This is a genomic window from Ovoidimarina sediminis (genome assembly GCF_032586175.1).
In the GTDB taxonomy this organism is placed as follows: domain Bacteria; phylum Pseudomonadota; class Alphaproteobacteria; order Rhodobacterales; family Rhodobacteraceae; genus Ovoidimarina; species Ovoidimarina sediminis.
Map to the genome: position 1 here is coordinate 214091 of NZ_JAWHTE010000005.1, position 13232 is coordinate 227322.

At 64.3% G+C, this 13232-nt stretch carries 13 protein-coding genes; 8 read left to right on the top strand and 5 right to left on the bottom strand.

The annotated features are described in order from the left end of the window. Positions 1-32 precede the first annotated feature (32 nt). Positions 33-2375: a YbcC family protein gene (locus tag RXV90_RS08620; RefSeq protein ID WP_410482354.1), complete on the top strand. Its 2343-nt coding sequence runs from the start codon at positions 33-35 to the stop codon at positions 2373-2375. Between the two features lie 268 nt (positions 2376-2643). After that, positions 2644-2781 carry a hypothetical protein gene (locus RXV90_RS08625; protein WP_316648155.1) on the top strand — a complete coding sequence of 46 codons (138 nt, stop codon included), beginning with the start codon at positions 2644-2646 and terminating at the stop codon, positions 2779-2781. Between the two features lie 217 nt (positions 2782-2998). Here RXV90_RS08625 and RXV90_RS08630 read toward each other — a convergent pair whose 3' ends face one another. After that, positions 2999-3205 (bottom strand): cold-shock protein, encoded by a 207-nt coding sequence (locus RXV90_RS08630; protein ID WP_316648156.1) that lies wholly within the window; start codon positions 3203-3205, stop codon positions 2999-3001. 385 nt (positions 3206-3590) lie between these two features. Here RXV90_RS08630 and RXV90_RS08635 point away from each other — a divergent pair, with 385 nt between their 5' ends. Both RXV90_RS08635 and RXV90_RS08640 read left to right on the top strand, forming a co-directional pair. After that, positions 3591-4067: a DUF2938 domain-containing protein gene (locus RXV90_RS08635; RefSeq protein ID WP_316648158.1), complete on the top strand. Its 477-nt coding sequence runs from the start codon at positions 3591-3593 to the stop codon at positions 4065-4067. Between the two features lie 23 nt (positions 4068-4090). Beyond that, positions 4091-4624, top strand: a complete 534-nt coding sequence (locus RXV90_RS08640) for an REP-associated tyrosine transposase (protein ID WP_316648159.1) — start codon at positions 4091-4093, stop codon at positions 4622-4624. Positions 4625-4758: 134 nt separating this feature from the next. On the opposite strand, the gene ettA is transcribed toward RXV90_RS08640, so the two are convergent. After that, positions 4759-6414: an energy-dependent translational throttle protein EttA gene (gene ettA / locus RXV90_RS08645; RefSeq protein ID WP_316648160.1), complete on the bottom strand. Its 1656-nt coding sequence runs from the start codon at positions 6412-6414 to the stop codon at positions 4759-4761. 41 nt (positions 6415-6455) lie between these two features. Further along, positions 6456-7391 carry a LysR family transcriptional regulator gene (locus tag RXV90_RS08650; RefSeq protein ID WP_316648161.1) on the bottom strand — a complete coding sequence of 312 codons (936 nt, stop codon included), beginning with the start codon at positions 7389-7391 and terminating at the stop codon, positions 6456-6458. Between the two features lie 111 nt (positions 7392-7502). Here RXV90_RS08650 and RXV90_RS08655 point away from each other — a divergent pair, with 111 nt between their 5' ends. Continuing rightward, the gene (locus tag RXV90_RS08655) at positions 7503-7655 is read left to right on the top strand and encodes a hypothetical protein (protein ID WP_316648164.1); all 153 of its coding nucleotides are present in this window, start codon (positions 7503-7505) and stop codon (positions 7653-7655) included. A 113-nt stretch (positions 7656-7768) separates the two neighbouring features. On the opposite strand, the gene RXV90_RS08660 is transcribed toward RXV90_RS08655, so the two are convergent. Continuing rightward, the gene (locus RXV90_RS08660) at positions 7769-8143 is read right to left on the bottom strand and encodes a tellurite resistance TerB family protein (RefSeq protein WP_316648227.1); all 375 of its coding nucleotides are present in this window, start codon (positions 8141-8143) and stop codon (positions 7769-7771) included. A 160-nt stretch (positions 8144-8303) separates the two neighbouring features. Between RXV90_RS08660 and RXV90_RS08665 the strand changes: the two genes are divergently transcribed. From RXV90_RS08665 to RXV90_RS08675, 3 genes are all read left to right on the top strand, one after another. Further along, entirely contained in the window at positions 8304-9899 is a 1596-nt protein-coding gene (locus tag RXV90_RS08665) for a lysine--tRNA ligase (RefSeq protein ID WP_316648166.1), read from the top strand. Between the two features lie 65 nt (positions 9900-9964). Next, positions 9965-10372 carry a DUF4864 domain-containing protein gene (locus RXV90_RS08670; protein ID WP_316648168.1) on the top strand — a complete coding sequence of 136 codons (408 nt, stop codon included), beginning with the start codon at positions 9965-9967 and terminating at the stop codon, positions 10370-10372. An 82-nt stretch (positions 10373-10454) separates the two neighbouring features. Beyond that, positions 10455-12743: a right-handed parallel beta-helix repeat-containing protein gene (locus RXV90_RS08675; RefSeq protein ID WP_316648170.1), complete on the top strand. Its 2289-nt coding sequence runs from the start codon at positions 10455-10457 to the stop codon at positions 12741-12743. On the opposite strand, the gene RXV90_RS08680 is transcribed toward RXV90_RS08675, so the two are convergent. Then, positions 12740-13228 carry a HugZ family pyridoxamine 5'-phosphate oxidase gene (locus RXV90_RS08680; protein ID WP_316648172.1) on the bottom strand — a complete coding sequence of 163 codons (489 nt, stop codon included), beginning with the start codon at positions 13226-13228 and terminating at the stop codon, positions 12740-12742. The two genes, RXV90_RS08675 and RXV90_RS08680, sit on opposite strands and share 4 nt — an antisense overlap. Between the last annotated feature and the right edge of the window lie 4 nt (positions 13229-13232).

Here is a 13232-nt window from a genome sequence, read left to right on the forward strand (position 1 = left end):
TTCTCAAGCATTCCCAGATCGCCCCGGCCCGGATGACCGATGTCCTGAAAGCTGCCGAGGCGGCGGCGCGCGCGATCCCGCCCGCCTTCCCGCTGGACGCCACGGTCGCGGTGAACCCCTTCCTCGGGCAGACGGGCGAGGATCTTGCAACCGCTTCTGCACGGCTCGCACGGGTTGCGGGGATCCGGCTGACGCAAAGCGCGGCGGACTATGCCGCGGCGATCGCTTCGGGGAAAATCACCGATGCGGATCTGGCGGCGGCGCTCGATGCGGCATCAGCGTCGGGCACGCCCGCGGATGTGGCCGCACTCAAGGCCGCCCTGGACACAATCGATGCGGACGCTGCGCCCTTGCCCACCGTGGCCGATCTTGCAGCACAGGCCACGGGCACCGACTGGCCCTCGGTCATCGAGAAGACGATCGGCCTTTGGGCGGCGGGGCAGTTCGACCGGGGCCAGGCCCTTTGGTCGCCCGCGCCGGGGGCCGAGGCGTTCGCGGCATGGCGGGCCTGGGCCGTCAATGACCTGACGCCTGAAATCGCGGGGCTCAAAGGTTTCTGCGCCCATGTGGCCGCCGCCCCCGATACTTCGGAGCGCGCGATCCTCAGGGCGGCAGAAGCGCTTGGGATTGTCGACGAGGCGGCGGAAACAGCGTTTCACCGGCTTTACATCGACCTCGCCGGCTGGGCGCAGCATGGGCGCTGGCTTCTCTGGCAGGCGGAACTCGCGGGCGGGACGGACCGGACGCTTGCCGATCTCCTCGCCATCCGGCTGATCTGGGAAGAGGCGCTTCTGGCCCATGTGCCCGAGATTGCGGAAGCCTGGGCCGAGACCGTCGCCCGCCATGCCGACCCTTTGGTGCCCAGCCAGGCGCAGATCACGCTGGCTATCCTTCAGGATGCGGCCGACCGGGCGCATCAGCGGGGGCTGACGGCGGCGCTCGACGGCACGATGCCGGGGGGCGAGCGGCCCTTCCTGCAGGCGGCCTTCTGCATCGACGTCCGGTCAGAGGTGTTCCGGCGGGCGCTTGAAAGCATCGATCCGTCGATCGAAACGATCGGCTTTGCCGGGTTCTTCGGCCTGCCGCTGGCGCACAAGGCACATGGGTCGGACGTGGTGGAAGCGCATCTTCCGGTGCTGCTGACCCCGGGTGTGGAGACCACGAGCCATGCCGACGACGCCACAGAACAGGAAGTGCGGATCGCCGCGCGGGCGGTGCGGGCCTGGGGCCGGTTCCGGCAGGCGGCGGTGTCGTCCTTCGCCTTCGTCGAGGCGGCGGGGCCCTTCTATGCCGGCAAACTAGTCAAGGATGCGCTGGGCCAGGGCGGCGCGCCGGCGAAACCCGATCCCTTGCCGCAAGTGGCGGGTGGTCTGTCGGCAGAGGCGAAGGCCGACACGGCGGCCGCCGTTTTGAAGGCGATGAGCCTAAGGGACGGGCATGGAAAGGTCGTGCTGCTTCTCGGCCATGGTGGGCAGGTCACGAACAACCCCCATGAAAGCGCGTATCACTGCGGCGCCTGCGGGGGCTATACCGGCGAGGTTTCCGCGCGGCTTCTTGCTGTTCTTATGAACGATCCAGAGGCGCGGGCTGGGCTGGCCGAACGCGGTATCTCGCTCCCCGATGACACGGTGTTCGCGGCTGGCCTGCACGACACCACGACCGACGAAATCACGGTGTATGACGACGGGCTGACGGAGGGCGTGGCCGGGGATCTCGCGACGATCCGGGGCTGGCTGAAAACCGCGGGCCGCATCGCGCGTGCCGAACGGGCCGCGACGCTGCCTGGCGCGACGGCGGAAACGGTGGCCGCTCGCGCACTCAACTGGGCCGAGGTGCGGCCCGAATGGGGGCTGGCGGGCTGCGCCGCCTTCGTCGCCGCACCACGCCGGGCGACGGCGGGTCGGGATCTTGGCGGGCGGGCCTTCCTTCACAGCTATGATTGGCAGGCCGATGAGGGGTTCGGCACGCTTGAACTGATCCTGACCGCGCCGGTCGTCGTCGCAAGCTGGATCAGCCTGCAATACTACGGCTCCTCGGTGGCGCCGGAGGTGTTCGGTGGCGGCAACAAGCTGATCCACAACGTGGTGGGCGGGATCGGCGTGATCGAGGGCAATGGCGGGCGCCTGCGCCCCGGCCTGCCCTGGCAGGCTGTGCATGACGGGGCAGCGCTTCAGCACGATCCCCTGCGGCTTTCGGTGATGATCGAGGCCCCGCGGGAGGCGATCCTCGACGTGCTGGAGCGGCATCCCGAGGTGCGGGCGCTGTTCGACAACGGCTGGCTGCATCTCTTTGCCTTGCAGGATGGCCGTGTCGATGCGCGCTATCGGCCCGGGCTGACCTGGGTGGAGCACGCAGCCACCGATCTCGCCGCCTGATGGAACTGACTGCGCTGCCCCGGGCATCCGGGGCAGCGAGTTGTCGAGGGAATCAGGTCAATCCGGGCCCGACAGAGGCGCGCGATGTTGATTTTTTCGGGCCTTTCCTTGGCGGCATAGCGCAATAACCGCATAAAAAATATATTTATTACAGGTAGTTAAGAACCATTTTCATAGGCGCCGCAAGAATATGTCCAAACTGTGGCATTGGTCACAGATGCGAAACCGCCGATCGCCTAACGTACGGGCAAGAGATCGGAGAGAGACCATGCAAATCTACGCCACCTGCACCAAGACCGACACCCGCAGCATCGCCCGCAGAGAGATCTATCGCCGTGCGCTGATCGAAGAGCGGCGCGCCAATGCAGGCTTCTTCGGCCGCCTCATGCTGGCGGTCGGGATCTGAACCCTACACACCTCGCATTTCGACAAAGGTGATTTGAGATGAACGTTTTTACGCTGAAAATGGCGATGAATATTGAAACGAACCGCCGCCACCGCAGGAAATACGCTGTGGAAGACCGGACTGCCCGGTCGCGGTTCGAGCCGGTCAGGCGATAACGCGGAGCACACAAAGACCGGTCGGGGAAGGAGGGGCATCTTGCCCCTCCTTTTTTCGTGCGTCAGGCCAGGGAAATATTCGTGGCGTTCTGACGGCCGTCGCGCCCGGTCTCGAGGTCGTAAGTCACCTTCTGATCGTCTGCGAGGCCGGTCAGGCCAGACCGTTCGACGGCCGAGATGTGAACGAAAACGTCCTTCCCGCCTTCGTCAGGGGCGATGAAGCCATAACCCTTGGTCGTGTTGAACCATTTTACGGTGCCAGAGGCCATCCGTATGTCTCCTTCGTGTCTTACCGCCCGCGGCATGCGGCGGCCTGGCGTCGTCGTCTAGATCGAGACTGAGGCCGGTAAGGGAGACAGTAGTCGAGTAGAAGAGTAGCGGGCCCTATATGGCAGAAGAGGGCGGAATTTTCAAGGAAATCCGATGTGCGGGCGGTGCGTTAACCTCTCTGGCGCTGCGCGGAATCCTGCCGAAACCAAGGGGCGCGGACGTGCCGGGAACGGGCGTTCGGTCATGCAGCCCGGGCTGATCGGGGCCTCGATTTCCCGGCACCCGCGCGGCCCGGAATGCCGTGTCGTCGTGGTAGAGCGCGGCCCCTGTGGACGCCCATCCCCGCAACGGCTAGCGTGGCGCCGGTCTGAGGGAGGGCGGGGAATGAGCGGTTTGGCAACCGGGGTACTGATGGGGCTCCTGGGCACGGTGGCGATGGATCTCTGGGCTTGGCTGCTTGCACGGCTGAACGTGGCGCCTGCGCCGAACTGGGCGATGCCGGGCCGATGGCTCGGCCATATCCCGCGCGGCCGGGTGTTTCACGACGATATCGGCAAGGCGGATCTGGTGGAGGGCGAACTGGCGCTCGGCTGGGCGCTGCATTACGGGGTGGGCGTGATCTACGGCGTGATCTTCATCCTGCTGGCGGGGCAGGCCTGGCTTGATAATCCGTCCTTCCTGCCGGTCTGGGCGTTCTCGATCCTGACCATCGCGGCGGGCTGGTTCCTCCTGCAGCCCGGCATGGGCCTCGGCTGGGCGGCGTCGAAGACACCCTCGCCGGGGAAGGCGCGGGCGATGGGGCTTCTGGCGCATACGGTGTTTGCGGTGGGGATGTGGGTTGGGATTTTGACGGTTGGTTAACCAAGCTCGCGCAACCTGCGGCGATGACGGACTATCGCCGCGCACGGATTCCGGGAGGGGCCTATTTCTTCACCGTAGCACTTGAAGATCGGTCGCAAACGACGCTTGTCGATCATGTTGACGCCCTTCGCGCGGTCTATGCACAGACGAAGGCCGAAAGGCCGTTCCGGTGCGATGCCTTCGTCGTGCTGCCGGATCATCTTCACGCGGTCTGGACCTTGCCGGAGGGCGACGCGGATTTCTCAATGCGGTGGCGGATCATCAAGGCGCGGTTCTCGCAGGCGGTGTCGCGTCGGGTGGGTGGTTTCCACCGATCAGCGTCAAAGCGCCGGAAAGGCGAACTCGGAATTTGGCAACGCCGCTTTTGGGAGCATTGCATCCGGGATGAAGCGGATCACCAGGCGCATGTGCGGTATTGCTGGCTCAATCCAGTGAAGCACGGCCATGCCGCGCGTGCGGCCGAGTGGCCCTATTCGTCGATCCATCGGGATATCCGCGCGGGCCGGGTCGATCCCGAATGGACGGATCTGCTGGCCGAAGGTGCCTTCGGAGAGTAGGATGGGTGATCTTCACCCATCTTCCGGTCGGGCAGGGTTGCCGGGGTGGTTGCGGCATGATGGGTGCGAGCACCCATCCTACGATTGCCGTGATCCACGCGTCGAACCCAACCGCAAATTACAAGAAGCCCACCCTACCGCGCGAACTTCTTGTACTTGATCCGCTTCGGCTCCACCGCATCCGGGCCCAGCCGGCGCTTCTTGTCTTCCTCGTAATCCTCGAAGTTGCCTTCGAACCATTCCACATGGGCCTCGCCCTCGAAGGCGAGGATGTGGGTGCAGATCCGATCGAGGAAGAACCGGTCGTGGGAGATCACGACCGCGCAGCCCGCGAAATCCACCAGCGCGTCTTCCAGTGCGCGGAGTGTTTCCACGTCGAGGTCGTTCGTCGGTTCGTCGAGCAGCAGGACGTTGCCGCCGGATTTCAGGAGCTTGGCCATGTGCACGCGGTTGCGTTCGCCGCCCGACAGCAGCCCCACCTTCTTCTGCTGGTCGCCGCCCTTGAAGTTGAACGCCCCGCAATAGGCGCGGGAGTTCATCTGCGCGTCGCCCAGTTCGATCACCTCGGCCCCGCCCGAGATCTCTTCCCAGACGGTCTTGTTCGCGTCGAGCGCGTCTCGCGACTGGTCGACATAGGCGAGCTTCACCGTATCGCCGTATTCGATGGTGCCGGTGTCGGGAGTCTCCTGCCCCGTCAGCATCCGGAACAGCGTGGTCTTGCCCGCGCCGTTCGGCCCGATTACCCCGACGATGCCACCGGGGGGGAGCGAGAAGGACAGGCCCTCGATCAGTTGCTTGTCGCCAAGATGTTTGGCGAGCCCCTCGACCTCGATTACCTTTGATCCGAGGCGCGGGCCGTTCGGGATCACGATCTGGGCGCGCGTGATCTTTTCGCGCTCCGACTGCTCGGCCAGTTCGTTGTAACGGTCGATCCGGGCCTTCTGTTTCGACTGGCGTGCCTTGGCGCCCTGGCGCATCCATTCAAGCTCGCGTTCCAGCGTTTTCTGCTTCGACTTGTCCTCGCGCGCCTCCTGCGCAAGCCGCTTGGCCTTCTGTTCGAGCCAGGCGGAATAGTTGCCCTCGTAGGGAATGCCCCGCCCGCGGTCGAGTTCGAGGATCCATCCGGTGATGTCGTCCAGAAAATAACGGTCGTGGGTGACGATCAGGCAGGTGCCCTTGTAGTCGATCAGGTGCTGCTGCAGCCATGCGATCGTCTCGGCGTCGAGGTGGTTCGTCGGTTCGTCGAGAAGAAGCATGTCGGGCGCTTCCAGGAGAAGCTTGCAGAGCGCCACGCGGCGCCGTTCGCCGCCCGAGAGCGTGGAGACATCAGCCTCGTCGGGCGGGCAGCGCAACGCTTCCATCGCCACGTCGATCTGGCTGTCGAGATCCCACAGGTTCTCGCTGTCGATCTCGTCCTGCAGACGCGCCATCTCGTCCGCCGTTTCGTCGGAATAGTTCATGGCGAGTTCGTTGAACCGGTCGAGCTTGGCCTTCTTTCCGGCCACGCCCAGCATCACGTTGCCGCGCACGTCGAGGCTTTCGTCAAGCTCGGGCTCCTGCGGAAGATAGCCCACATGCGCGCCCTGCGCCGCCCAGGCCTCGCCGGTGAAATCGGTGTCGATCCCGGCCATGATCCGCAGCAGTGTCGATTTCCCCGCGCCGTTCACGCCCACGACGCCGATCTTCACGCCGGGAAGGAAGGACAGGCGGATATTCTCGAAGGTCTTCTTGCCGCCCGGATAGGTCTTGGAAACGCCATCCATGTGATAAACGTACTGGTAGCTGGCCATGAGGGTCTGTCCTGTCCGCGGGTCTGCCTGAAATCTGGCGCTTACCTATGCGCGCCCGCGGGCAGGGGCAATCCCGTGTTTTGGCGCTGGAACCAGGCCTGAAGCGCTTCGGCGGTGCGCCGTTCAGGGCTTTTTCGACCCGAGGTGGCGCGCAGGACGGCGTTCCACTGGATCGGCAGCCCGTCTTCGGTGACCTGGGTGGCCCGGATGCTCGACCATTGAAGATAGGGCCAGAGCGCCCAGCGGCTCAGGATCGACACCCCCTGTTCGGCCTTGATCAGTTCGCAAATCGCTTCGATCGAGCCCACGCGCACCTCGCGCGCCGGATAGGCGCGGCCGTCCCACACACGTTCGCCCTCGAAGCCGGGCTGGCGGACGAAGGAATAGGTGAAATAGGTTTCGCTTTCGAAATCCTCTGCCGACACGAAATCGCGCCCGGCGAAAGCGTGGGTGGGCGCGGACATGGCGGCGAGTTCGTCCTCGAAAAGCGGCACGGCGGTGGCCGAGCCGGGGAAGATTGTGCCGGGGGTAAGGACGATGTCGATGCTGTCTTCCAGAAGCGCCTCGAAGGGGGAAAGTACGGCGTTGGCGTCGACCTCGATCTCGATATCGGGATGGGTTTCGCGGAACTCAGACAGGAAATCGGGCAGCCAGTGGAAGGCGTTGTAGACCGCAACGGTCAGGTGAACGACGTGGTGCACGCCCTTGGCGGAGCCGATCGCGAGCGTTTCGGCCTGCGCAAGATCCGACAGAAGGCGCCGCGAGGCATCGGTCAGAATATCGGCTGCGGGTGTCGATCTGAGGATGCGGCCTCGCTTTTCGAATAGTGTGATGTCGAGCCGGCGTTCCGCCTCGCGGATCCGGTGGCTGAGGGCGGACGGGGTGACGCGCAATGCGCGCGCCGCGTCGGCAAGCGTGCTTTCGTTGGCGATGGCTTGCAGAAGTTCGAGATGACGAAGGTCGAGGCGCGGTCTCATAGGTGAAACAAATTCATCGTTAGGGTGAATATTCGGAATTGGATTCAGTGTATAACTTACCCCATATGCCCTGTCAGCAAGATTGAGGCCCCGACTGAAGGAGTAATGAGGATGCCGATTTCACACTATCCCGAACTGGTTGTGGCCTATCACGCCGACACTGCCCCACGCCACCAGATCTGGTCGGCCTTCCGCGTGTTCCTGCGCGGCGAAACGCAGGGTCGCCTGTTTCCCCGTGCTTCAGAGGCTGCGGGCGAGGCGTAAGCCGCGCCAAGCGCGCGGTCTCGCATGCGGGGCCGCCGCTCACCTGTAGCCAGCGAAGACGGACTGGCCGCCGCGTGCCTCTCGCACCGGCGGCCTGTTTTATTCATGGGTGCCTAGCCAAGGCCCATGTGCCGCGCCCGGGCGCTGCGTTCGATCGCCGCGGCGTGAAGCCGGTCGATCGACAGCTCGTAGCGGATTTCCTCGAGAAGCCGCAGTTCGGATTCGCGCAAGGTGCCGTCGGCGGCCGCCACGTCGCAGGCCAGCGCATAGGCGGTTTCGAATAATCGTTCCGGCAATGCTTCGCGTACAAGCCCGAAGAGTGCATCGAGCCCATCCTCTTCCGAGAAGAGATCGAGCACCATGCGCGACACGACCGCGATCCTGTCCTGGTCATAGTCGCGGAACACGGGCAGGTGGTTCACGATCCGCTCGATCGTGACGAGTTCCGGCGTCGGCATGTTCAGATCGGAGGCCGAAGTGGCGATCATCACGGCGACCAGCGCATCGGGCGGCGTGAGCGTGGTGGATGTGTCTTGCACCTTGGTGATCCTTCCTGCGGAGGCTGCAGAATATTGACGCCTGACGCGGGCGGCAATAGGAAGCGGCGTTCGACCGGGGGGATGCCCGGAACACATGGGAACACTTCAGATGTCCGATCTCAGAAATGCAGCGATGACCTCGAAAGCCTGGCCGTTCGAAGAGGCGCGGCGCATTCTGAAACGCTATGAAAAGGCACCGCCCGAAAAGGGCTTCGTCCTGTTCGAAACCGGCTATGGCCCCAGCGGGCTGCCGCATATCGGAACGTTCGGCGAAGTGCTGCGCACGACGATGGTGCGCCGGGCGTTCGAGGTGATCTCGGACATTCCGACGCGGCTGATCTGCTTTTCCGACGACCTCGACGGGTTGCGGAAGGTGCCCGACAACGTGCCAAACCCGGAAATGCTCGCCGAACACCTGCAGCGCCCGCTGACTTCGGTGCCCGATCCGTTCGGCGAACACGAAAGCTTCGGCCACCACAACAACGCGATGCTGCGCCGGTTCCTCGATACCTTCGGGTTCGAGTACGAGTTTCAGTCGGCGCGCGAATTCTACCGCTCCGGCCGCTTTGACGAGACGCTGCTTCTGGCGGCGGAACGCTACGACGCGCTGATGGAGGTGATGCTGGCCTCGCTTCGGGAAGAGCGGCAGCAGACCTATTCGATCTTTCTGCCGATCAGCCCGTCGAGCGGGCGGGTGCTTTACGTACCCCTGAAGAACGTCGACGGCGCGAAGGGCGAAATCACCTTCGACGACGAAGACGGCACCGAAGTTACGCTGCCAGTCACCGGCGGCAACGTGAAGCTTCAGTGGAAGCCCGATTTCGGCGCGCGCTGGGCCGCGCTCGGCGTCGATTTCGAGCCCTATGGCAAGGAACACGCACCCAACACGCCAATCTATTCGAAGATCTGCGAAATCCTCGGTGGCAGGCCGCCCGAGGTGTTTACTTACGAGCTTTTCCTGGATGCCGAGGGCCAGAAGATTTCGAAGTCGAAAGGCAACGGCCTGTCGATCGACGAATGGCTGACCTACGCGGCAACCGAAAGCCTGTCCTACTTCATGTATCAGAAGCCGAAGACAGCGAAGCGGCTTTGGTGGGATGTGATCCCGAAGGCTGTGGACGAATACCACCAGCAACTCAGGGCCTATGCGGATCAGGACGTGAACGCGCGGCTCAACAACCCCGTTTTCCACATCCACGGCCACGACGTACCGACAAGCGATATGGTCGTGCCCTTCGCGATGCTTCTGAACCTTGCCAGCGTCTCGGGCGCCGAGGACAAGGAAACGATGTGGGGATTCATCCGGCGCTATGCGCCTGAGGCAAGCCCCGCGACGCACCCGCATCTCGACGAGGCGGCGGGCTTCGCCGTGCGTTATTACAATGACTTCGTGAAGCCCGGAAAGGTTTACCGCGCGCCCGACGACACCGAACGCGCAGCGATGGAGGATCTGCTGGCGCGTCTCAGGGCCTGGGACGGCGGGCTCGACGCCGAAGAGCTTCAGTCGATGGTGTTCGCCGTCGGCAAGGCGCACGGGTTCGAGCCGCTGCGCGACTGGTTCAAGGCGCTTTACGAGGTGCTTCTGGGCGCCAGCCAGGGCCCGCGCTTCGGCGGGTTCATCGCGCTCTACGGTATCGAGGAAAGTATCGCGCTGATCGAGGCGGGGCTTGCGGGCACGCTGGCGACCGAACCCGTGGCCAGCTAAGCGAGGTTGACCGAGGGCGCGCGCGGGCTAGCGTCTTCATCATCACTGGATGATGGAGGCGGGCGATGCGTGGATGGCTTGTTGCGGCACTGATGGCGGTTCTGGCGCTGGGTCCGGCCGGGGCGCAGGAGCGTGATCCGGCGATCCCGGGCGTGATCCAAAGCCAGATCGATGCCTTTCTTGCCGACGATTTCGTCACCGCCTTCACATTCGCCTCGCCGAACATCAAGCGACTTTTCGGCAATCCCGACCGGTTCGGCACGATGGTGCGCCAGGGCTATCCGATGGTCTGGCGCCCGGCGGACGTGCAGTTTCTGGAACAGGAAACCAAGGGCGGGGCGATCCACCAGAAGGTTCTGATCACCGATGCCGAAGGCGTGCCCCACGTGCTCGATTACCAGATGATCCCCACGCCCGAGGGTTGGCAGATCAACGGCGTCGTCCTTCTTGTCGCACCGCCCGTCGGGGCCTGACCACCGCACGCTCGATTAACAGGGGCCTGACGCGGCCCTGATACCCACTCGCCCGGATTTGCGGCGAGAAAGGGTTTTGGGCATGAACAAGGTGATCACCGACGGGCTGAGTCTGATGCCACCTGAGTTTGCGGGCGGGCTTGATGTCTGGTCGAGCGAAGATGGCACCCCGGGATCGGCCACCTATGACGGCGATCCGAATGCGGCCTTCGTACCGGCCGATCAGGATTTCGGCGGTGCGCTCGAACTGCTGAAGACCACAGCGACGCAGCGCCTGCGCTGGATGGGCGAGACGCCCGTTCTGCCCGGCTGCTATCTCAGGGTGCGGGCGCGGGTGAAGGCAATCTCGGGCAACCTTCCGTCGGTGAGGATCGCGGCCTGGCCGGGCGGCGCAGGCTCGGCATACGTGCCGGGGCTGGTCGAGACCGGGCCCACCGTGGCGCTTTCCGCCTATGGCGATATCGTCGAGGTATCTGCGATCCTGGGCACAGGTAATCGCACCGGCGTCGACATGCAGTGGAGCCCCGATGTGCTTTACGCTCATGTCGGACTCGATCTGACGGGAGCGACGGGCGGGGTGGTCCGGATCGATGATCTGGTGGTGGAAGATATCACTTCGGCCTTCCACCGCTCGATGATGGACTGGGTCGATGTGCGCGACTATGGCGCGGTGGGCGACGGTGTGACTGACGATCGCGCGGCCTTCGAGGCGGCCGACCTCGCGGCGGCAGGGCGCGACGTGCTGATCCCCGAAGGTATCTGGGCGCTCGGCTCCTCGATGACCTTCGAGAATGCGGTGCGCTTCGAGGGCACCGTGGCCATGGCCGCGGGCGACCGGCTGATCCTGCGCCGGAATTTCGATCTGCCGAGTTATGCCGATGCGTTCGGCGACGAGGTGGAGGGGTTCCGTCGCGCATTCCAGGCGCTTCTCCACTTCTCGGATCACGAAAGCCTCGACCTTAAGGGTCGCCGGATCGAAATCGACGCGCCGCTCGATATGGCCGCGATCGCCGGTGTCTCGACCTATGAGATCCGGCGCGTGATCCGGAACGGGCAGATCAACTGCCTCGCCTCGTCAAGCTGGGATGACGGGGTGCAAACCTCTGACGGCACCTATGACGCGGCAAGCCCGCTGACGCTGACGAATGTCACCAACGTGGCCAATATCGCCGTCGGCGCCCATGTGACCGGTGTGGGGGTCGGGCGCGAAATTTACGTGACCGCGACGAATGTCGGAGCACAGACCGTGACGCTGTCGAAACCGCTCTACGGCCCCGCCGCAACCCAAAGCTACACCTTCACCCGCTACCGGTATGCGCTTGATTTCTCGGGCTTCACGGTGCTTTCGCGCTTACAGCTCGACGATATCGACATTGATTGCAACGGCGTGGCCTCCGGCGTCATGCTCGCCCCGTCGGGCAGCCAGATGCACCTGCGCGACTGCTGGATCACGAAGCCGAGGGATCGCGGCGTCACCTCGATTGGCCAGGGCTGCCAGGGCCTGCAGATCGACCGCTGCAACATCATCTCGGACGAACAATCCACCGCCGCGCCCGACCGGGTGAGCGTCGGCCTGAACGTCAATGCCAATGACGCGAAGATCCGGGATTCGCGGTTCCAACGGCTCGGCACCTCGATGATCCTCGCCGGCACTGGCAACCTGATCGTGGGCAACCACTGGTTCCAGGGCGATACCGTGACAGATGGGCCCCGGGTGGCAGGCCTCGTTTTCACACAGCCCAACGTCAAGTCGGTTGTGACGGGCAATTACGTCGACAACGCCTTCATCGAGATGACGAACGAGCATGACGCGACGCCCGATTTCGACAACCAGTTCTCGTTCGGGGGCCTGACCGTCACCGGCAACATCTTCACCGCGAACGATGCCGCCGCGTGGTTCTCCTTCCTCGTGATCACGCCCTACGGCAGCGGGCACTATCTTCAGGGGCTGTCGGTCACCGGCAACAGCTTCAAGGCGATCAACGGCGATATCGACAGGGTCGAGCGTGTCGATGCCTCCTTCGCCGCTCTCGACTATTCTCGCACGCGGAACGTAACTTTCGCGGGCAACACCTTCAACGGGATCGCGCAGAACACGATCAACCCCGTGACGCTGGAATTCGACCAACCCGGTGCCCTGCAGAACTGGCAGATTGATCCTTCGGCCTACCTCCCCTTCGGCGGTTGGGCACGGGAGGTGTCGGCGATGGTGACGGAAGGGCCCGTGCAAAGCGGTCTGGGCGCCGATGTCTCTGCCATGCCCTATGTCACCACGAATGACGGTCCGGCGAAGAACCAGGTGCGGCTGACATGGCCCGAACCGGTGTCGGGCCGGGTGCATGTCACCAGCCGCACCGACCGGCCGATCTAGGGCAGAAGATCACCTGGTGTGAGGATGAAGGCCTTGCCGAACCCGCCATTGAGATAGGCCCCCGTGGGCGCGAGACGGACGAAGCCGAAGTCGCCGAAGTCGATGTAAAGCTTCGCCTTTGGGTGCCGGTCGAGCCACATGTCCCTCAGAGCGGCGTGATCGGCACCCTCCCGCGCCACAAACCGCGCCTCCGCCTGAATCGTCAGGCGGGGGTGCGTCAGGGGATCGCCGCGTTCCCCGGGTTCACCCACCAGAAGCGAGCAGGCGGGGTGATCGCGAAGCGCCTTCGTGTGCTGCGACAGAACCGAGATCAGCGTCACCGGGACACCCGCCTCATCGGTGCTCACCGCGATCCGGCTCACCATCGGCGCGCCGCCTTCCGCCTCGAGCACCCCGAGCGCGCCGAAGCGCGCCTCGGACAGCAGGTTCCGCGCCAACTCCCGTGCCTCGTCATCCGTGGGCCGTATCGGAGAGGGTTTTTCCATGCCA